The sequence below is a fragment of the Olivibacter sp. 47 genome, assembly GCF_030372825.1.
GTDB lineage: Bacteria > Bacteroidota > Bacteroidia > Sphingobacteriales > Sphingobacteriaceae > Olivibacter > Olivibacter oleidegradans.
Genome location: NZ_JAUCNR010000001.1, coordinates 1,405,226 through 1,426,183, shown reverse-complemented (window position 1 = coordinate 1,426,183; position 20,958 = coordinate 1,405,226). Strand labels below are relative to the sequence as shown.

Here is a 20,958-nt window from a genome sequence, read left to right as displayed (position 1 = left end):
GATCCAACTCACCAATCGTATTTCATAAGAAACAAAAATACCATTCTTAATATAAGAATGGTATTTAAATTAAAGATTATCGCATGAAAAGCTCATATCTTAAAAGACTTTCGCTTATAAAAGCGTATTTTATTTTGAAAGCTAGCGACAAGAGTAGCGTTGCCGGGGCTATAACTATTACTCTGAAAGGTCGAAGTTTTCCATAAACTTTGTTGTGAAATTTCCCGCTCTAAAGTTAGGATCTCTCATTAATCGTAAATGCAAAGGAATGGTAGTTTTAATACCTTCAATAACAAATTCGCTAAGAGCTCTTTCCATTGTCGAAATAGCTTCTTCTCTAGTTTGTGCAACACAAATAAGCTTAGCGATCATAGAGTCATAATTAGGCGGGATCTGGTAACCTGCATAAACATGTGTGTCAACTCTAACTCCGTGACCGCCAGGTGAATGAAATGTTGTGATTTTTCCAGGGGATGGACGGAATCCGTTGAAGGGGTCCTCTGCGTTTATTCTACATTCTATTGCATGCATATTCGGCTCATAATTCCTGCCAGATAACGGAACACCTGCTGCAACTTTTATTTGCTCTTTTATTAAATCGAAGTTAATGACTTCTTCCGTTACGGGATGTTCCACTTGAATGCGTGTATTCATCTCCATAAAGTAAAAATTTCGGTGTTTATCCACAAGAAATTCGATGGTACCGGCTCCTTCATAATTCACTGCCTTTGCACCTGCAATTGCTGCATCACCCATTTTTTGTCTGAGCTCAGGTGTAATAAAGGGAGATGGCGCTTCCTCTACCAGTTTCTGATGGCGTCTTTGTATAGAGCAATCTCTTTCGGACAGATGACAAACGGTTCCATACTGATCGCCAATGACCTGGATTTCGATATGACGTGGATCTTCCACAAACTTTTCTAGGTAGATACCATCATTTCCAAATGCTGCACCTGCTTCTTGACGTGCCGAGTCCCATGCCGGTTCAAATTCACTATCTTTCCAAACAACACGCATACCTCGTCCACCACCTCCAGCGGTAGCTTTTAGAATGACAGGATAACCTATTTCGTTCGCTATTTTTAACCCTTCCGAAACATTGGGAACCAAACCATCAGATCCAGGTATTGTGGGTACGCCAGCATTTTTCATGGTCTCTTTGGCTGAGGCCTTATCTCCCATACTGCGAATCTGCTCAGGCGTTGCACCGATAAATTTAATGCCATAGTCTCGACATATAGCAGAAAATTTCTCATTTTCCGATAAGAAACCATATCCGGGATGGATCGCGTCCGCATTAGTGAGCTCAGCAGCGGCAATAATGTTAGGAATGTTAAGATAAGAATCTTTACTGGCTGGAGGGCCGATACAGACAGCCTCATCGGCAAAACGCACATGTAAGCTCTCACGGTCGGCAGTTGAGTATACAGCAACACTCTTAATCCCCATTTCCTTACATGTCCTTATAATTCGTAGAGCAATTTCTCCTCTATTTGCTATTAAAATTTTTTTAAACATGAATTTTTTTCAATAAACCAGTGTACTAAATTCGGTCCAAAAGTTACTATTATGAAGGATCAACTAAAAACAAAGGCTGATCGTATTCCACTGGTTGTGCATTGTCTACCAGTATTTTAACAATTTTTCCTGAAATATCTGATTCAATTTCATTGAATAGTTTCATTGCTTCTACAATACAAACCACTTGCCCTGTTTTCACTTCGTCTCCTACATTCACGAAGGCTGGTTTATCTGGGCTTGAAGAACGATAAAATGTACCGATCATTGGTGATTTGATCGTTAAATATTTTGAAGAGTCTTCTGCAGGCTTTGGCGTATCTGTGTTTAATACCGGCACTGCTGCAACAGGAGAACTTACAGGAGTTTGTGGCACCACGGGAGTAGCAGTGGGCAGGGTTGCAGTGACATAAGTTGGCTCTTGATTTGTTTTTATGGTTATTTTAAAGTCTTTTTCCTCAATAGCAACTTCATTGACTCCTGATTTTGCGACAAACTTTATCAGGTCCTGAATTTGTTTAATATCCATGCTCATATTCGTTGGTTCTAAGTTTAATATCTAACAATTGTATATTTTACGAAATCGATAAAGAGATTGCAAAGTTAGTATCTTTGATCAAAACTGAAACTAAAATTGTATTAATAAGCCCATTTGAGGTATACAGAACCCCAAGTGAAGCCCCCGCCAAAAGCGGCTAAGATCAGCACGTCGCCTTTCTTCAGCTGGTTTTCCCATTCCCACAAGCACAAAGGGATTGTACCACTGGTTGTGTTCCCGTATTTTTGAATATTGATCATTACTTTTTCGGGACCTAGTCCCATTCTTTCAGCAGTTGCATCGATAATGCGTTTATTTGCTTGGTGAGGAACAAGCCAGTTGACATCTGCAGCGGTGAGTTGATTCCTTTCCATGATCTCAGCGGCAACGTTAGCCATATTGGTAACAGCAAATTTAAATACTGTTTTACCTTCCTGAAAAGCATAATGCAACTTTTGATCGACAGTTTCATGGGTTGCAGGCATTAAAGATCCTCCCGCTTTGATATTGAGGTATTCTTTTCCACTGCCGTCACTTTTCAAAATAGCATCCAAAACTCCCAGTCCTTCTGTATTAGGTTCTAATAAGACAGCCCCACAACCATCTCCAAATATGATGCATGTCGCTCGATCTTCATAATTTATAATCGAAGACATTTTATCTCCGCCAACTACTAATACCTTTTGATGTTTTCCGGACTCGATAAATTGGGCACCGGTAGTAAGACCATAAATAAAACCTGAACAGGCCGCTTGAAGATCATAGCCCCAGGCATTAATAGCGCCTATTTTATCGGCTAAAATGTTCGCGGTAGCAGGAAAAGGCATGTCTGGAGTGCTGGTACAGAAAATGATTAGATCAATCTCCTCCGCTGAAATCCCTCGTTTGCGTAAAAGGCCCTCAACAGCCGGTACTGCCATGTCAGAGGTCGCTTGTCCTTCCCCTTTTAAAATGCGCCGTTCCTTAATACCTGTTCGTGTGGTAATCCACTCATCGTTCGTTTCAACCATAGTCTCCAATTCCTGATTTGTTAGTATATAATCAGGAACATATCCGTTAACGGCAGTTATGGCAGCATGAATTTTAGACATTCTCTTATTTATTTAAAAGCAGCTTTTACCTTATCTACGAATTTTGATTCAATCATATCCCGAGATAAAAGGATCATGTTTTTGATTGCTTCCGGATTGGAAATACCATGTCCTATGATCACGGGGGCATTGACCCCTAAGATTGGACTACCCCCATATTGTTCATAATTGAATCGATCAAAAAATGGATCTTTAAAACCTTTTTTTACAGTTAAGCTGTAGAAAGACTCTGCAAGCTTTAATACAACATTTCCTGTAAATCCATCACATACGATAACGTCAATATGATCTTCAAACAAATCTCTGCCCTCAATATTTCCGATAAAATTAAAAGCTTGTGCTTCTTTCATTAAGTTATGGGCAGCGTTGGTAAGCATATTGCCCTTTTCTTCCTCTTCTCCTATGTTTAATAAAGCAACTGCAGGGTTTTCACTGCTGTAGACATGTTGGGCATATAAACTTCCCAATATACCAAATTGCAGTAAATTATCAGGTTTACAATCTGCGTTTGCACCAACATCTAATAAAACGCTGAATCCACTGGTTAAACGTGGCACATTTGTAGCTATGGCTGGTCTGATAACACCTGGTACAGTTTTGACACTGAACATAGAGCCAACTAGCATGGCACCCGTATTACCTGCAGATGCGAAAGAGTCAATGCCTCCTTCTTTTAGCAATTGAAAACCTAAACTAATACTTGCGTTGGGTTTGTGAGTGATTGCCTTTGTTGGATGCTCGCCCATACTGATTGTTTCGGTAGTATGTATAAATTCAAATAATGACGCGTCTATACCTGCCTGTTCAAAAATGGGTAATGCTAGTTCCTTATTGCCAATCAGTACTAATTGCTGATCGTTCGATAATACCTTTGAGGCCTCTATTGCACCTAAAACAGTGGCGTTTGGTGCAAAGTCTCCGCCCATGATATCTAAACCAATCTTCATCCTTGATTATCGTTTGCTGTTCTATTAACTAAAAACATCCCAAAGTACCGCATTTTTTCAGAAATAGCGAACCTTGGGATGTTTTTTTAATATTGAAAAATCAACTTAGGCAATCGAGGTGTTTTCAATGAGTAACTTGCCGTTATAATAAAGATTGCCGTCAACATTGTAAGCACGGTGTGGCAAATGTACTGCACCGGTAGTTTGGCAGGTCGTAAGTGTAGGTAACTCTGCCTTATAATGTGTTCTTCTTTTGTCTCTTCTAGACTTAGAGGTTTTACGTTTTGGATGTGCCATCTCGTCTTTTCTATTTAATTATTGTTTTTTATTTTTTTTAATATTTCCCAGCGGGGATCTGTATCGGTTGATGCATCGTCCTGACTATTTAAACTGTTTAATTTATCAATCATCGACTGATCGCAACTAACATTTATCCCCTGTTCCTCACATCGACTATAATACGGTACGGATAATGTGATATACTCGTAAAATATATTCGCCAAATCAAGTTCGTGTTCGTTCTTTTTAAGAACCATTATTTCATCCGTAAGATCTGAAACACTGTCTTCATCATCAAATTTGATAATGAGTCGCTGCAAAATATCCGACTTACCCCAAAATTGATTGAGACAAACATCGCAGGTCAATTCTATCTTGCCGGTGATATGGATATCTGCAACCATCATTGTCTCTTGCTTATCAAGAACAAGGGAAACTTTTAGCTCACCATTTTTAACCAAGGAATAGTCGAATTCCTCAAAAAAAAGTTTGCTTATCTCAAATTCAAATTCGTGTTTCCCAGGCTTTAAACCCGTAATGGTATTCGATATTGATCTAAAGTTTTCAAAGCACGACAATTAAGCTCGCAAATTTAGAAATAATAAATTAGAACTGAAAGTTTTTTTGAAAGTAGTGTGTCTACTGGCTTGGATACGATGTAGAGATTTTACCACCCCGTTTTGCTCCTTGCAAGTAAGCGTATCGATGATAAACGATGGATGCTATAAGATTGTTAATCCCTATCCTTCGAGAGTTTTCTTATTTTGAGTGGATTTGCCATCAGTTCTTCCTGTTCTCTTCTTCTCCTGACGATTTTGAGAGCAGTAAAAATAGCTTCTCTAAAGGATGTTTCTGATGCTTTACTCTTTCCCGCGATATCATAGCCCGTTCCATGGTCGGGAGAGGTTCGGATAACAGGTAATCCGGCCGTAAAATTGACGCCGTTGTGAAAAGCAATCTGTTTAAACGGAATAAGGCCCTGATCGTGATACATGGCTAATACACCATCGAAGTTTTTATAATTGTCTCCCGCAAAAAAACCGTCTGCAGCATAGGGCCCAAAAGCAAAAATATCGCGTTCATTGGCTTCTCGTATGGCGGGAAGAATGATTTCAATATCTTCTGTGCCAATAAGTCCGTTGTCGCCAGCATGAGGATTCAACCCTAAAACGGCAATTTTTGGTTTCTGGATCCAAAAATCTGTTCGCAAACTTGCATTCATCAACTCAAGCTTTTTTAGAATGGCTTCTTTTGTAATTGACTTTGCAATTTCGTTGACCGGAATATGCCCAGTAACCACCCCTATTTTCAATTCGTCACTTACCATAAACATAAGTGCGTCATCTGCTCCTGTTTTTGCTTGTATATATTCGGTATGCCCTGGAAAAGAGAATGCTTCTTGCTGAATGTTGTGTTTATTTATTGGAGCCGTGACTAAAACGTCGATTTGGCCATCTATCAAATCTTGAGTCGCCCGTTCTAAGGATAAGAAAGCATATTTTCCTCCTATTTCATTTGACTCTCCGAGTGTGATTTTGACATCTTCCTGCCAACAATTAATCATATTTGGTCTTTTGTCATGCGCTTGCTCCGGACTATTGATTACATTAAAACTGAAATCGTTGACTCCTATTGTTTTGCGGTGAAAAGAAGCAACTTTGGTGTTTCCATATACAATTGGTGTGAAGAAATCTAATATTCTATTATCCGCAAGAGTTTTTATAATAATCTCTAGGCCGATTCCATTCACGTCTCCAATAGTTATTCCAACCTTCAGTTTGTCGCTCATATTAACTGCTTCTTTTAATAGGCCAAACTTATGTAAAATTGAACTTATATGCAATTCGGATAATGCTGCTTAAAACAATTATTAGACAGAACACAGGAACATGGAACTCTTTTATCTGCCCTTTATGCCAAATTGCAGGATAAAACTGTTTATCTAAAAGTACATTTAAGCTAATAAATGTATCTTTGGCGAAAGGTACCATCAAAGATGACAGTAGTTCGCGCGAAGAAACATTTAGGGCAGCATTTTCTCACGGATAAGAATACAGCAAAGCGCATAGTGAACGCTTTGCGACCCGAGAAGGGTTTTGATAAGGTTTTGGAGGTAGGTCCAGGGATGGGGATATTATCAGATTTTCTCCTTGAAGATAAACGATTTGAATCTTGGTTAATTGATTTGGACATAGAATCAGTTGAATTTTTGAAGACTAAGTACCCCTCACTTGATAAAAGATTAATACATGGCGACTTCTTATTATTAGATTTTGCTTCTGTTTTTCCCGGACCGCTAGCGATCATCGGGAATTTCCCTTATAATATATCTTCTCAAATTCTATTTAAAGTGTTAGAGCATAGACATCAGGTTATTGAGTTGGTGGGAATGTTTCAAAAGGAGGTCGCTGAACGCTGCGCGGCGAAGCCGGGGGGTAAGGATTATGGTATCTTAAGTGTGTTTTTGCAAGCTTATTATGATATTGCTTATCTTTTTACCGTGAAGGCGGGGGCGTTTAACCCACCACCAAAAGTTTTATCCGGCGTTATTCGTTTGGAGCGTAATAGCATTGACAGGTTGGCTTGTAACGAAAATCTTTTCCAAAAAATCGTTAAGGCGGGATTTAACCAACGTCGAAAAACATTACGAAATGCCTTAAGCGTAATAGCTGATAAGGCAAGGATGCCCAATCATCCATTTTTAGATTTGCGTGCCGAGAGGCTATCGGTCGACGATTTCATAGAGTTAACGAATGAAATCGAAAAGTCGCTAAAATAAATATTGTAATGGCTCAAAAAGACAATTCTTTTATGTGGAGAGTTTTGGTTGTAGACGATATCCATGGGGTTTTTCTTGATAAATTAAAAAATACAGGGGTGATTTGTGATTATCGTCCTGAGATTACGCGTTTCGAAGCACTTCAAATACTTCCTAACTATGAAGTTTTAATTATTCGATCTAAGTTTAGGATCGATGCGGAGGTTCTCCATGTTGCACAGCGGTTGAAATGCATAGGAAGGGCAGGAGCAGGTATGGACAACATTGATGAGCCTTTAGCGGTAGAGAAAGGTATACAATTATTAAACGCTCCTGAAGGCAACCGGGATGCAGTGGCCGAACATTTGATAGGTATGTTGCTTGCCATGATGAACAATTTAATTCGGGGAAACGTTCAAATCAGAGAGGGGCAGTGGTTGCGTGAAGCTAATCGAGGCTTTGAATTGGCGGGACGGACGGTAGGTTTAATTGGCTACGGCAATAACGGACAGGCGATGGCAAGAAAACTCAATGGATTTGGTGTAAAGGTCATAGCGTACGATAAATATAAAACTGGTTTTTCTGATATATATGTGGAAGAAGTTCGTATGGAACAAATGGTGAAACAGGTAGATGTGTTGAGTTTGCATATTCCATTAACACGAGAAACTCGTAACATGGTGAATGAAGAGTATTTGTCGCAATTCCGTAAGCCGATTTTCTTTCTAAACGGAGCACGAGGTGAAATTGTTGACGTGAACGCTGTGCTTAAAGGGATAGAGAAAGGTAGAATTTTAGGCGCATCGTTTGATGTCTTGCCAATCGAGGGCTTCCCTGCTTTGACACAAAGCGATTGGTACGAGAAATTAAAAATGAACGAGAAGGTGTTGATGAGTCCTCATGTAGCGGGATGGACAGTTGAGTCGTATTATAAAATAGCGGCTATTTTAGCCGATAAGGTAATTGAATTTTTTCATGCGAATGAAACTAAACTCCACATATAGCTTGGATTGAATCGTTTCTGCCTAATAATTTAAGAACGCTGCGATATCCGGAACGACATCGCAGCGTTGCTATAGCTTTCGGTTTCCTATTATTTAAGCAGAAAAAGAAGTCCCGCATCCGCAAGTGCTGGTTGCGTTAGGATTATTAAATGTGAACCCGCGGGCATTCAATCCGTTTTGAAAATCAATTTCCATTCCAGCGAGATATAATCCGTGAGCTTTATTCATGAACACTTTAATTCCTGAGATAAGGTATTCCGTATCGCCCTCTTTTCTTTGATCAAAACCTAAAATATAATTCATGCCGGCACAACCACCGCCTTCGACGCCGACGCGTAAACCGAAGTCATCTGCAATCTCTTGCTGTTCCCGGAGCTTCTTCAATTCCTTTACTGCACCTTCGGTCAAGGTTAAGGGTGCAGCACTTGTTATTACTTCTGTACTCATAATCGTTTCTTTTATTCGCTTTCCTTTTGAAATTTGAATACTTGTTTACAAAGATACAGGAAATCAGTGTTTTTTCGAAGTGCTATGGCTTTATGACCCTTTATTAACAAAGTGATTAAGCTCTTGCAGCATCAGTTTCTTTTGCTTCTTTGGGATCAAAACTGTTTCGTTGCTTCTGTAATCGATACATACACATACAGTTTTTGCCTTGGCATGTGTCGTTAGCTTCCCATTTCGTTTCGAGATCATAAGATACTCCAGTTCGAAACTTTTATTTCCCACTTTTGATGTTCTTATATATACGCGCAGATTATTTTTGAGCGTTAAAGGACTCAAATAATCAACTTCCGCACGCGCGATAATCACGCCGATTGTATTCCAGTTCCATTTAATCTTTTGGTTCCAATAAATAGTACGCGCAATTTCACAATAGGTGAGGTAGTTAGCATTATTGACATGCCTAAAGGCATCAAGATCAACAAAGCGGATCTGAATTGATGTTGAGAACGCAAAATTGGCTAATTGATTTTCTGTCATATTGTCGTTATTTGATGGATTTAAATGACAAAATGTCTTATTGTTTCTGATTTCGCATTATTTGTTTCTGTTGGTATCCAATTTGAACAAAGTTTGTCAAATAAAAAGTAATAATTAGGAGGACAATATAATGAACATTTCAAGATTTATTGATACGAATAACCGTGTTAAAACCTTTGATCCATGGGTAAGTAATTTAATTGACAATCTGTTTTATGATGGATCCGGTCGTAGCTTATCGAAGTTCCCTGCCGTAAACGTTTCTGAGTCAGCGGAGGGTTTTCATGTTGAATTTGCGGTACCTGGATTTAGTAAAGAAGATTTTAAAATTAGTGTAGAAAAGGATGTTTTAGCTGTTAGTGGCGAGCATAAGGCAGAGAGTTTAGATGAAGCGAAGCAATATAGCCGCAAAGAGTTTAGTTATAGCTCTTTTAAACGTTCCTTTACTCTGCCAGAGAGTGTAGATGTGAATAAGATCGAGGCTAATTTCAAAGATGGTGTGCTGACGTTAACTGTAGCAAAGAAAGAAGAAGTGAAACCGGTTGTAAAGGAAATTTCGGTAAAGTAAGTTGATGCGAATAAAATAACAAAAGGCCTATACGGCCTTTTGTTATTTTATTCGCATTTTCGTTCAGAAGGTTTTTAACTCATTTTAAGCTTTTTCTGAATGTCCTGCACGTAAGCTTTAAATTTTTTATCAGTATCTATTAAATCCTCTACCGTTTGGCAGGCGTATATCACGGTAGAATGGTCACGGCCACCGAAGTAAGCCCCAATTGATTTAAGAGAAGTTTTAGTGTGATTCTTGGCAAGATACATAGAAATTTGTCTCGCCTGAACGATTTCTCGTTTTCTGGTTTTTGATTTAACCATCTCTACAGGAACTTCAAAATATTCACAAACTAGTTTCTGTATGTAGTCAATAGAGATTTCTTTATGCGAATTCTTGATGAAATTCTTTAGCATTGACTTGGCTAAATTCAGGTCTATTTCTTTTTTGTTCAATGTCGCTTGCGCTAGTAGCGAAACCATTGCCCCTTCAAGCTCACGGACGTTGTTGTCAATATTGTTAGCCACATATTCCACTACTTCATAGGGGAGTTCAATACCATCTGCATACATTTTTTTCTTGAGGATGGCCATTCTCGTCTCTAAATCGGGTACTTGCATATCGGCCGAAAGTCCCCACTTGAAACGACTTAACAGCCGCTCTTCTAATCCAGCTAAATCCTTGGGCGCTTTATCCGATGTGAGTATGATCTGTTTGCCTGATTGGTGAAGGTGATTGAAAATATGAAAGAAAATATCTTGAGTTTTATCTTTTCCTGCAAAATTGTGCACGTCATCCATGATAATCACATCCATTGCCTGATAGAAGTTGACAAAATCATTGATCGTGTTGTTTTTTAAGGAATCAACAAATTGTTGACAAAACTTTTCACAGGAGACATAGATGACCAACTTGTCTGGCATATGACGCTTTACTTCATTTCCTATAGCTTGGGCAAGGTGCGTTTTTCCCAAACCGACGCCACCATATATCATGAGTGGATTAAAAGAGGTTCCACCAGGTTTGCTAGCTACCGCAAAACCTGCTGATCGTGCCAGGCGGTTACAGTCGCCTTCGATAAAATTATCAAATGTATAATTTTGGTTAAGTTGTGGGTCGACTTGAAGCTTTTTTAACCCGGGGATAACAAATGGATTCTTTATATCTTTATTGAGTGCAACAGGTACGGGGATAGATTGTTTTTTGCCTTCTGCGCCATTCCCATTAGAGGGCATGTTTGTTGTATAAGGTATGTTTTTATTCGATGACTTTTCTACAACAATGTTATATTCTAGTCGACCATTCTCTCCTAATTGCTTCTTTACCGTTTTTCGCAATAAGCCAACATAGTGTTCCTCCAACCATTCGTAAAAAAATAAACTGGGTACCTGTATGGTTAATACGTTTCCTTCCAAACGCAAAGCCGATATTGGTTCGAACCATGTCTTGAAGCTTTGAGCCGGAATGTTATCTTTGATGATTTCTAGACAGCTATTCCATACACTTGTACTCGTTTTTTCCATACCGTAAATTCTAATATTCTGATTATCAATAATCGAAGGTTAAAATGTTAATAACCTATCGGAGAGTCGAAGTTCACAAAAAAAAACAACTAAAAAATTAAAATTTAAATAATGTTTTAACTGATTGTTTTATAGTTTATTATATCGTTTATATGCTGTTTATCTATACTTGTTTTTTGGAATGTGAAATTTTTCCACAACCAGATAAAGTGTGGTTTTTTTTCACCCATGTTTTTGTGCTTTTTTTTTGGTAAAAAATGATAGTTGAATTCCCTTCGGTGAGGGTTCTATGTCTGCCATAAATTTCTCAAATTAATCCTAAAAAAAAATAAAAATTTAAATTAGCTTTTTCTTTTGTCCCGCTGTTCGATAAGGGAGTTTATGAAGCAGTTTAAAAAATGAGTGACTATTATATATAGGCGATAAGATTGGCTATCAATCGCAGCGGACAATTATCATGCTATTTAAATGTCATTTAACAGAGCTTACTTGTCTAGTACTATAAAAGGTGTTATGAATCTATTCATAGTACCCCTAAATGGAGCTAGATCTTTTTTCGGCGCTGCCTTCCCGCATGGTCTGTAGATCGCGTAAGTACAAATGGTGCATCAAATAACGAAAGGAGTAAAGGATAAGATACGGCAGGTTCTAAGTTATGCGATTTATGAATGAATCCATATTCAAAGCTTGCATAGCGGGAGGAAAAAAAACGATTTGATTTCCAGTTTGTTGTAAAAAAAGCTGTTGTCCGGGGCGTGAAACATTTGCGGGAACGGCGGAGTTGTAATCATGTCGGAGCAGCTTATCGTAAGCCGTCAAAGTTACCGTCGGCTGCGGAGAAACTTCCCATGTGGCAGGACTTGAATTTATTAACCTGAAAATCCTTTCCCAGTTGATTATAAAGGAAAAAAGGATCGGCACGGAATTGATGCCAATGCTGTAATAATTGCTTTTCTAAGGAATTTCCTTGTAAAAAAGGAATCAGTGTTAACTAAAGAAATCGTAACGGGAAGGAATGAGATTTTTTTAAATATAAAAAGGCGCTTATTAGTATGATAAGCGCCCTTTCTTTTTATGCGCAAAATTGAATTATTTAATAAAATGCTTTAGCTGGATAATTTCTTTTTCTTCTAGATACCTCCAACGGCCTCTTGGTAAATCTTTTTTAGTTAGGTTCGCATATATTACACGATCTAGTTTTATAACATCATAGCCTAAAGATTCAAATATGCGCCGCACGATTCTATTTCTACCACTATGAATCTGTATCCCAATTTCCCGTTTACTTGCTCCTTGAATATAACTTACTTCATCGGGTTTAATGAAGCCATCTTCTAGTTCAACCCCATAGCCTATTTTGTTGAAATCTCCCTGGGTTAAGCTCTTATTTAGCTCCACATGATATATTTTCATGATGTTGTTTCTCGGATGAGAGAGCTTCTCTGCCAGATTACCATCGTTTGTCAAAAGCAGAAGGCCTGTCGTATTTCTGTCTAATCGACCTACAGGATAAATCCGCTCTCTTGAGGCCTTTTCAACCAAATGCATCACCGTTTTTCTTTCTTGTGGATCATCAGTTGTGGTAATATAGTCTTTAGGCTTGTTCAGAAGCACATACACCATTTTTTCCCTTTTCAACTTCTCACCATTATATCTTATTTCATCTTTCGCAGCATCGACCTTTGTGCCTAATTCCGTAACAACCACACCGTTCACTGTCACAACTCCTGCCTGTATGAGTTCGTCCGCCTTTCGGCGTGAACAAACACCTGAATTCGCAATATAGCGGTTAAGCCTGATTAAACCATTTTCTTCTCTTTCTTTTGAAAAGCGCTGTTCGTTGGATTTAAATTTATCACGCTTTGTGTTGCCATAAGATCGGTTACCCATTTTTTCATCGGAACGATACCTTGATCCCTCAGCAAAATTGTTGTCAGACTTAAACCTCGTATTTTGATTTTTCCTGTCCGACGAGTAAGGCCGTTCGTCTCTTGTGTTTCTTCTAGTTCCCGAATAGGACCTTTCTTGTTTATTATATCTATCTGTTTTGTTCGTTTGATTTGTACTGGAAGATCGGTCGTCCCTTTTGTGTTTTTGACTTCCGTAATTCGATTTTTTTGAAAAGGCCGATTTTTCCTCTTTGTCTCTAAATTCTTTGTTGTTATCGCTTTGTGAGAACGAACGCGTAGAATAAGGTTTATCGCTTCGTTGATTCCTGTCTTCATCCCTCGAAGAAGAACGTTTTACATAGGGGGACTTGTCATCTCGACTGTTCCTGGTGTCGTTCCTTGAAGAAGAACGTCTTGAATAAGCGGATTTGTCATCTCGACTGTTCCTTTTGTTGCTGAATGGCATAATTATTTTATCCGTAAAATTATCTCGCAAAGGTACTCAAAATAATGAGTATTAAAGTACTTTGAATGTGAATTTTACCAAAATATTAGACTTATATTATACGTATAAAATTTCACATAATCAAGGTGTGTTTTGTAAGTGTTTGTATTGTAAGGAAATAATTTTTATATTTGCTGCGCTTTTTTGCATAACCAAAACAGAAAGGTAAAAAATGATAAAAAAACACCTATGTACAAGCGTGGTGGTTTTAGTTGTTTTAGTTCTTTCAAAAATGTTTATTTACAGCCGGCCTGTAGTTGAGCATCGAACTTATAACGCCATACCAGCAAGTACAAAAAGTGGGTCAAAAAGTAAGAGATCTTTATTTGCGAGCTTAAATTTTGCAGATGAATATCTTCCAGTAGGAGATGAAAATGTTGAACGAAAGATTAAGCGTTCTTTAAAAGCACACTCCTTTGAGCGACTTAAGACTCACAAACTTCACAAGAATGCGAAAGCATGGTTCCCAAAAATTGAACCTATTCTTCGCGCATACGGAATCCCAGAAGACTTCAAGTATTTGCCACTTGTCGAAAGTGGGTTGATCGAAGGCACCTCACACAAAGGAGCGGCAGGTCTATGGCAATTTATGCCAGCTACCGCGAAGGCTTTCGGATTAAAAGTTGGACCGTCCTTCGATGAGCGCCTTGACGTAGAAAAGTCTACTGAGGCAGCATGCAAGTATTTGAAAGTCTTATATAAAGATTTTGGAAACTGGACACTCGTAGCTGCGGCTTATAATGTAGGAGGAGGGAGCCTTAGAAAGACTATCCGTCGACAGAACGAGGAAGATTACTATAAACTGAAGCTGAATAAAGAGACAGCTAATTACGTTTATAAACTAATTTCTACGAAAGAGGTTATTGAAAACCCAACAAGCTACGGATATAAGGGTGTCAGCAGCCCAAACTCAAAACTTGCGCTTGATGCCAACCATGAAAGCGAGGGACATTCCGATCGGCTGTAGCTTATTACGCTGATATAAAAAAGTCGCAGCTTATGCTGTGACTTTTTTTGTTAATTTTTTTAGCAAAAATGATTAGTATTGACGTAGCTTTGATTGTATATCGAAGTAATTTACCTAAGTTTGTACTATGCTTTGGCTGTTGAGGAGAGGTTAAAAATACTAAATAAAAGCATCAGCGATTATCCCTTGACAGATTCACAATTTATATCCTTTTTTATACATGAGTAATCGGAATACACCTGATTTAGGAGAGCAAAGTGAACTTGAAGTTTTTGGCGCGCGTGTTCACAATCTAAAGAATATAGACGTTGTGATACCACGGAACGAGCTGGTAGTAATAACAGGTTTAAGCGGAAGTGGTAAATCGTCACTTGCATTTGATACAATTTACGCCGAGGGACAGCGGCGTTATATGGAGACTTTTAGTGCTTACAGTAGGCAATTTATGGGGGGCATGGAACGCCCTGATGTAGACAAAATTGCTGGTCTAAGTCCTGTAATTGCAATCGAGCAGAAAACAACCAGTAAAAATCCGCGGTCTACAGTTGGCACTATTACTGAAATATATGATTTTATGCGATTACTGTATGCCCGTATTGGCGAAGCATATTCATATGTTACGGGCCGTAAAATGGAACGGATGTCCGAAGATCAGATTATTACAAGAATATTAACACAATTTGATGGGCAAGCCGTGAATATTTTGGCCCCTTTAGTAAAAGGCCGAAAAGGGCATTATAGAGAACTGTTTGAGCAGATTCGCAAACAAGGCTTTGTTAAAGTGAGAGTTGACGGTGAGATGATGGATTTAGTACCTAAAATGCAGGTTGATCGATACAAGATTCATGATATCGAAATGGTTATCGATCGGTTGACGATTAGTGAGCAAGAGAGAAAGCGGCTTCAAGCATCTATTCAACAGGCTATGAAAGCAGCCAAAGGAATCATAAAGCTGAGTGACCAAGATAATAATGAATATTTCTTTAGTCGTTACTTAATGGATCCGGAAAGTGGCATTTCTTATGATGAGCCACAGCCCAACACTTTTTCTTTTAATTCGCCGTATGGTGCCTGTGACCAATGCGACGGTCTAGGTTATGTGTTTGAAATCGACAAGGAGTCCGTTATACCTAACCCAAAATTAAGCATTCTTAAAGGAGGAATAGCTCCGCTGGGAGAGTATAAAGACAATTGGACCTTTCAGCAGTTAAAGGCTGTTGCCAAGAAATATGAGTTTTCATTGTCTGAGCCTCTAAATAAGCTTACAGAAGAACAGTTGGACATATTGTTAAATGGTTCGCCTGATTTAATAACAGTGCCCGTTGCCTATAACAAGTGGAATGTTAAAGAATACAAGATAACCTTTGACGGAATATTTAAACTACTGGAAGAACAATCTGAACGGAAAACGGAAGACATTGAACTTTTCAGGGTGATGAAGAAATGTCCAGCTTGCAGTGGTGCACGACTAAAAAAAGAATCTCTTCATTTCAAGCTTGCTAATAAGAACATATCCGAACTGGCAAATATGGATGTTGTAGCGCTTAGCTCTTGGTTTTCTTCTTTAAAAGAGAAACTAAATGAACGTCAGATCGTGATAGCCGAGGAAATTTTAAAAGAAATCATTAATCGTTTGAATTTTCTGTTAAACGTTGGTTTAGGTTATCTTACGTTGGATCGTACTGCAAAAACGCTATCTGGTGGGGAGGCACAGAGGATACGTTTGGCTACTCAAATAGGATCACAGTTAGTTAATGTACTATATATTCTGGACGAGCCGAGCATTGGTTTGCACCAACGAGATAATGCGCGTCTAATTAATGCATTAAAAGATCTTCGCGACATCGGTAATTCAGTGCTTGTTGTGGAGCACGATAAGGATATGATATTAGAAGCTGATTATGTTATCGATATGGGCCCCGCGGCCGGCCTCAATGGCGGGGTGGTCGTTGCACAAGGGAAGCCTACGCAGATTAAAGAAGCTGATACGTTAACCGCCGCATATTTAAATGGCACAAAGCAAATCCGTGTACCGAAAAATAGAAGAACAGGCAATGGCTTTCATTTACGCTTAAGAGGGGCTACGGGCAACAATTTAAAAAATGTTTCAGTAGATTTTCCATTGGGAACGTTGATTTCGGTTACTGGTGTGTCAGGAAGTGGTAAATCAACTTTAATTACGGAAACTCTTTATCCAATTCTTAACCACCATTTTTTTAGGGCAAAAAAGACTCCGATGCCTTATGCGAAGATTGAGGGCTTAGAGCATATTGATAAAGTAATCGAAATAGATCAGACTCCAATAGGCCGGACACCTCGGTCAAATCCATCAACGTATACTGGCGTATTTTCAGACATTCGAAGTCTATTTGTTCAGCTTCCTGAAGCTAAAATTCGTGGATATAAGCCAGGTAGATTTTCATTCAATGTTAAAGGTGGACGTTGCGAAGTTTGTCAGGGAGCCGGAATGAAGGTGATTGAAATGAATTTTTTGCCGGATGTACAAGTACCATGTGAAGGATGTAATGGAAAACGTTATAATAGGGAAACGCTCGAAGTAAGATATAAAGGAAAATCTATCAGCGATGTGCTAGATATGAGTATTGACGAAGCTGTTCCGTTTTTTGAGTCAATTCCTGCAATTTATCGGAAAATCAAAACATTGCAAGATGTTGGCCTGGGATATCTCACTTTAGGACAATCTTCCGTAACTTTATCCGGAGGTGAGGCACAACGGGTAAAATTAGCAACTGAATTATCAAAGAAAGATACCGGGAATACATTCTATATACTTGATGAACCCACAACAGGACTACACTTCGAAGACGTTAACGTTCTGTTGGGTGTTTTAAATCGATTAGTAGATCGGGGTAATACCGTTCTGGTTATAGAGCATAATTTAGACGTTATTAAGGTTTCGGACTGGATTATAGATTTAGGCCCTGAAGGTGGAGCGGGTGGGGGAAAAATTCTTTTTAGCGGAACGCCTGAGGAGATGGTGAAAAATAAGAAGAGTGAGACGGCTCGTTTTCTTAAAACAGAGCTTCTGGAAAGCGTCAAAGAGAGTATTGCTAAATAATTCGATATAACATGATAGTTTTAGATAAACTTGGAATAGCGGATAAAATCAAGTCAGAGTTAGAAACAGTTTTCGATCCTGAGATTCCTGTTAATATATGTGAGCTAGGACTTGTCTACGAGATTATTACCAAAGAGGATGGGACGGCTAAAATAGTTATGACGCTTACAGCACCAGCCTGTCCGGTTGCAGGTGAGTTGTTGGATGAAGTGCAACGAAAGGTAGCGAAGGTGGAGGGAGTAAAGAATGCTCTTGTGGAGCTTACGTTCGAGCCTAAATGGGATAAAAGTATGATGAGTGAGGAAGCTCGATTGGAGTTGGGATTTATGTAAAAATGTTTTATGTTATCCTATCAGGAAACCGTTATACGTCTTGTGCTGGCAGCTGCATTTGGCGCTGCTGTGGGATTAGAGCGCGAGCGTAAGAATTGGGCTGCGGGTATGCGCACCCATATGATGGTCTGTCTTGGCGCTTCTTTGATGATGATGGTGTCGTCTTTCGGTTTTTCGGATATTCTCAAAACAGGGCATGTAACTTTAGATCCTTCTCGTGTCGCGGCTCAGGTAGTGAGCGGTATAGGTTTCTTAGGTGCAGGCACCATTATGTTTCTAAAACAGGGCATTGTGAAGGGGCTTACGACAGCCTCAGGATTATAGACCGTTGCCGGAATTGGTTTGGCCTGCGGTGGTGGCATGTATTTTGCCGCGCTAATTGCAACAATCTTTGTTCTTATTATATTGTGGGTTTTGCAACCGCTAGAAAAGCGACTTGTACAACGTTATGCACCTCGTATCCTACGTTTAACGCTTACCAACGATACCAATCCGATGAGATTCGTTGACGAATGGTTAGATACGGAGCAATTAAAGCTGGCCAATTTGTTTTTTGATAAGGCTAATAATGAGATCACTATTGAAATTGGGTTTCAGGGGCAGAAAGACAAAGAGATCTTGGCTGCCATAGACAAAATTCAACATCATAGTTCCATCAAAGAGATTGCTTGGAGAAAATAATAATAATATTTGTAGGTTATTTATCTTCTACCTGTACTTGCTCCGCACTCTTCGCTTCTAATGCCTCAAGCGTTTTCGCTGGTTGCTTATCCTTCGCATATAATCCTCCTCCAAATATTCCATGCCAGATATTTCTGGATTCTTTGGTTAATATTGGAGCAACGATAGCTAGAATTAGCACGTATACGACCACAAAAGACTGGATAATCGGATTAAGCCCTCCCGCTTTGCCTATGTTAGCCATGATAATGGAAAACTCTCCTCTAGCAGATAAGGTAAAGCCAATATCAAAAGAAGTTTTCTTTTTCAACCCAGCAAAATGTGAAGCAAAATAACCAGAGGCGAGATTTCCGAAGATAGTTATCAATGCAGCTATAGCTCCCCACATGACGGCGCCTCCAAGGGAAAAAGGATCAATGGATAAACCGAAGCTAAAGAAGAACATCGCACCAAAATAGTCTTTATATGGCAATACGATTTGTTCTATTCGTTTAATATATTGAGAATCAGCAAGAACGAGGCCTGCCATCAGCGCCCCAATCGCTTCAGCAACGTGAATTGTTTCCGAAAAGCCAGCAACTAAGAATAGAAGTGAGAAAATTATCAGTATAAATAGTTCGCCCGATTTAACATTTAGTACCTTATCGATATAAGGGATCACCTTCCTTCCGAGAACCAAAAAAAGCAGAATGAAGGCAAGTGCTAGTAAGGAGGTGCTGGCTACGGTCCAAAATGAGCCACCACCGGTTAGAACCAAACCGGAAAGAAAAGAGATATGCATGGCTATAAACAAGTCGTCAAACATGATCATACCCATAATAACCTCCGTTTCCGGGTTTGCGGTTCGCTTTAAGTCTGTCAACACTTTTGCAACAATTGCTGTGGACGAGCTGGTCATGATGCCGCATAGAATCATCATTTCCGCAAAAGGTAAATTCATCATCCACCCCACTAATAAACCGGAAACAAAATTTAGAAACACATAGATTGATCCGCCGGATACAATTGCTTTTCCCGATTTTATGAGCCGTCCAACTGAAAACTCAAGACCTAGATAGAAAAGTAAAAACAAAACACCTAATCTGCCCATGAAATCGATAAAGGGTTTGCTTTCAGTGAATTGCAAATCGATTAAACCGATTGTTGGTGCGTGTTCTCCCAAGGCCATGCCAATCAAAATAAAGAAAGGTATAACTGAAAAACGCAGTTTATTGGCTAATAGACCTACTAAAGCAACAAGTCCAACGGCTATTCCAATTTCTAAGATCAGGGTTTCTGTATGCATACTTTCACATGGGTTTTCCTATAAGGTTAACTATACAACTTGATAGCTTTTTAATAATTCTTTTAACGCTTTTATATTACTCCGCTTTCCAGCAACCACTAACGTAGTACCGGGTGTTATTAAATAGTCAGGACCTGGGTTTATTACGCTGTCTTCATTTTTAATCGCTGCAATAATAGAAGCCCCGGTTTTTTGCCTAACGCCTAATTGTCCGATAGTTTGTTGATTAATGACTGCCTTTTCTTCGATTTTATACCATTCAATAACAAGATCATTAACTGCTAACTCCATCGTCTCAAGAGCCTTGGGTTTGTAAGATAAACCACCTATAATACCTGCTACTTGACGAGACTCCTCATCATTTAGTGTCATTACACATTTAGATTCATTCTCTTCCTCATCTAAACGATACAACTCGCGATTACCATCATCGTGGATAACCACTACCATGTTATCACCGGCTCCGGTTTCAATTTGGTATTTCTTACCTATACCAGGTAAGTCACTTTCCCTAACTATAGACATTTTGATCCTTAATTTAGTTAACAATATATGAGTTGGGCGCCATTGCCAACCCTGTACTATCTGTTTGGCGGAAATTTTATTATTGTAGTAGTCTACCTATTATGTCGAATACTTTGTAAACAAATTGCAAAGTTACTAAAAATATCTTAGGTTTGGAGACTTGTTAATCAAGTAATACTCAGATTGAGCGTTTAATGGTTTCCCTTAACGGGAATTAATAAGGAACCATGTGCAAATCATGGGCTGTCGCGCAACTGTAAGCATTCTCCCTCTTGGGATAGGTTTTACATACCACAGTCACTGTTCAGGAAAATCCAGAATGGGAAGACGTAAAACGGACGAATGCAAGCCAGGAGACTTGCCATTGAATTTTCAACAGGCTTTCGCGAGAAGAAGCTGTGTTGAGGCCCATTTAGTATACTACTCCTTTATCGGAGCCTGTCGTACTATGCCTTAAACTTCCTTCTTTACAAGCCGCGGGTTTTTGAAAAAGAACAAGTGTT

The 20,958-nt window shown here is 39.0% G+C and carries 21 protein-coding genes and 1 riboswitch; of the genes, 8 read left to right on the top strand and 13 right to left on the bottom strand.

Annotated features, from left to right (window positions below; all coding sequences use genetic code 11):
- Window positions 1–177 precede the first annotated feature (177 nt).
- From accC to pdxA, 7 genes are all read right to left on the bottom strand, one after another.
- Window positions 178–1,518: an acetyl-CoA carboxylase biotin carboxylase subunit gene (accC, locus tag QT327_RS06370; protein WP_130858349.1), complete on the bottom strand. Its 1,341-nt coding sequence runs from the start codon at window positions 1,516–1,518 to the stop codon at window positions 178–180.
- A 49-nt stretch (window positions 1,519–1,567) separates the two neighbouring features.
- Window positions 1,568–2,053 carry an acetyl-CoA carboxylase biotin carboxyl carrier protein gene (gene accB / locus QT327_RS06365; protein WP_130858350.1) on the bottom strand — a complete coding sequence of 162 codons (486 nt, stop codon included), beginning with the start codon at window positions 2,051–2,053 and terminating at the stop codon, window positions 1,568–1,570.
- 104 nt (window positions 2,054–2,157) lie between these two features.
- On the bottom strand, window positions 2,158–3,147 hold the full coding sequence (locus QT327_RS06360) for a beta-ketoacyl-ACP synthase III (RefSeq protein WP_013663339.1): 990 nt from the start codon (window positions 3,145–3,147) through the stop codon (window positions 2,158–2,160).
- A gap of 8 nt (window positions 3,148–3,155) precedes the next feature.
- Window positions 3,156–4,094 carry a phosphate acyltransferase PlsX gene (gene plsX / locus QT327_RS06355; protein WP_130858351.1) on the bottom strand — a complete coding sequence of 313 codons (939 nt, stop codon included), beginning with the start codon at window positions 4,092–4,094 and terminating at the stop codon, window positions 3,156–3,158.
- 105 nt (window positions 4,095–4,199) lie between these two features.
- Complete coding sequence (gene rpmF, locus QT327_RS06350) at window positions 4,200–4,391, bottom strand: 50S ribosomal protein L32 (protein ID WP_013663337.1); 192 nt, start codon at window positions 4,389–4,391, stop codon at window positions 4,200–4,202.
- Between the two features lie 14 nt (window positions 4,392–4,405).
- Window positions 4,406–4,780: a YceD family protein gene (locus QT327_RS06345; protein WP_289552371.1), complete on the bottom strand. Its 375-nt coding sequence runs from the start codon at window positions 4,778–4,780 to the stop codon at window positions 4,406–4,408.
- Window positions 4,781–5,106: 326 nt separating this feature from the next.
- Window positions 5,107–6,162, bottom strand: coding sequence for a 4-hydroxythreonine-4-phosphate dehydrogenase PdxA (pdxA, locus tag QT327_RS06340; RefSeq protein ID WP_013663335.1), 1,056 nt, complete (start codon window positions 6,160–6,162; stop codon window positions 5,107–5,109).
- Between the two features lie 207 nt (window positions 6,163–6,369).
- Here pdxA and rsmA point away from each other — a divergent pair, with 207 nt between their 5' ends.
- The gene (gene rsmA, locus QT327_RS06335) at window positions 6,370–7,152 is read left to right on the top strand and encodes a 16S rRNA (adenine(1518)-N(6)/adenine(1519)-N(6))-dimethyltransferase RsmA (protein WP_041386989.1); all 783 of its coding nucleotides are present in this window, start codon (window positions 6,370–6,372) and stop codon (window positions 7,150–7,152) included.
- An 8-nt stretch (window positions 7,153–7,160) separates the two neighbouring features.
- Entirely contained in the window at window positions 7,161–8,135 is a 975-nt protein-coding gene (locus QT327_RS06330) for an NAD(P)-dependent oxidoreductase (protein WP_013663333.1), read from the top strand.
- Between the two features lie 93 nt (window positions 8,136–8,228).
- On the opposite strand, the gene QT327_RS06325 is transcribed toward QT327_RS06330, so the two are convergent.
- Both QT327_RS06325 and QT327_RS06320 read right to left on the bottom strand, forming a co-directional pair.
- Window positions 8,229–8,582 (bottom strand): HesB/IscA family protein, encoded by a 354-nt coding sequence (locus QT327_RS06325; protein ID WP_013663332.1) that lies wholly within the window; start codon window positions 8,580–8,582, stop codon window positions 8,229–8,231.
- Window positions 8,583–8,672: 90 nt separating this feature from the next.
- Complete coding sequence (locus QT327_RS06320) at window positions 8,673–9,119, bottom strand: acyl-CoA thioesterase (protein WP_130858352.1); 447 nt, start codon at window positions 9,117–9,119, stop codon at window positions 8,673–8,675.
- A 130-nt stretch (window positions 9,120–9,249) separates the two neighbouring features.
- Between QT327_RS06320 and QT327_RS06315 the strand changes: the two genes are divergently transcribed.
- Window positions 9,250–9,687, top strand: a complete 438-nt coding sequence (locus QT327_RS06315) for an Hsp20/alpha crystallin family protein (protein ID WP_130858353.1) — start codon at window positions 9,250–9,252, stop codon at window positions 9,685–9,687.
- 74 nt (window positions 9,688–9,761) lie between these two features.
- Here the strand turns inward: QT327_RS06315 and dnaA are convergent, their stop codons facing one another.
- Both dnaA and QT327_RS06305 read right to left on the bottom strand, forming a co-directional pair.
- Complete coding sequence (gene dnaA, locus QT327_RS06310) at window positions 9,762–11,192, bottom strand: chromosomal replication initiator protein DnaA (RefSeq protein WP_013663329.1); 1,431 nt, start codon at window positions 11,190–11,192, stop codon at window positions 9,762–9,764.
- 1,089 nt (window positions 11,193–12,281) lie between these two features.
- Window positions 12,282–13,547 (bottom strand): pseudouridine synthase, encoded by a 1,266-nt coding sequence (locus tag QT327_RS06305; RefSeq protein WP_130858591.1) that lies wholly within the window; start codon window positions 13,545–13,547, stop codon window positions 12,282–12,284.
- Window positions 13,548–13,758: 211 nt separating this feature from the next.
- On the opposite strand from QT327_RS06305, the gene QT327_RS06300 reads away from it, so the two are divergent.
- From QT327_RS06300 to QT327_RS06280, 5 genes are all read left to right on the top strand, one after another.
- Window positions 13,759–14,553, top strand: a complete 795-nt coding sequence (locus QT327_RS06300; protein ID WP_013668456.1) for a lytic transglycosylase domain-containing protein — start codon at window positions 13,759–13,761, stop codon at window positions 14,551–14,553.
- A 220-nt stretch (window positions 14,554–14,773) separates the two neighbouring features.
- Complete coding sequence (gene uvrA / locus QT327_RS06295; RefSeq protein ID WP_130858590.1) at window positions 14,774–17,632, top strand: excinuclease ABC subunit UvrA; 2,859 nt, start codon at window positions 14,774–14,776, stop codon at window positions 17,630–17,632.
- An 11-nt stretch (window positions 17,633–17,643) separates the two neighbouring features.
- Complete coding sequence (locus tag QT327_RS06290) at window positions 17,644–17,964, top strand: iron-sulfur cluster assembly protein (protein WP_013668454.1); 321 nt, start codon at window positions 17,644–17,646, stop codon at window positions 17,962–17,964.
- A gap of 9 nt (window positions 17,965–17,973) precedes the next feature.
- On the top strand, window positions 17,974–18,288 hold the full coding sequence (locus tag QT327_RS06285) for an MgtC/SapB family protein (RefSeq protein WP_242627414.1): 315 nt from the start codon (window positions 17,974–17,976) through the stop codon (window positions 18,286–18,288).
- A 90-nt stretch (window positions 18,289–18,378) separates the two neighbouring features.
- The gene (locus QT327_RS06280; RefSeq protein WP_242627413.1) at window positions 18,379–18,645 is read left to right on the top strand and encodes a hypothetical protein; all 267 of its coding nucleotides are present in this window, start codon (window positions 18,379–18,381) and stop codon (window positions 18,643–18,645) included.
- A gap of 16 nt (window positions 18,646–18,661) precedes the next feature.
- Here the strand turns inward: QT327_RS06280 and QT327_RS06275 are convergent, their stop codons facing one another.
- A complete protein-coding gene (locus QT327_RS06275; protein ID WP_130858589.1) occupies window positions 18,662–19,930 on the bottom strand; it encodes a cation:proton antiporter in 1,269 nt (422 codons plus the stop codon).
- Between the two features lie 30 nt (window positions 19,931–19,960).
- A complete protein-coding gene (locus QT327_RS06270; protein ID WP_013668451.1) occupies window positions 19,961–20,455 on the bottom strand; it encodes a cation:proton antiporter regulatory subunit in 495 nt (164 codons plus the stop codon).
- A gap of 178 nt (window positions 20,456–20,633) precedes the next feature.
- Window positions 20,634–20,835: riboswitch (cobalamin riboswitch) on the top strand.
- The last annotated feature ends 123 nt before the right edge of the window (window positions 20,836–20,958 follow it).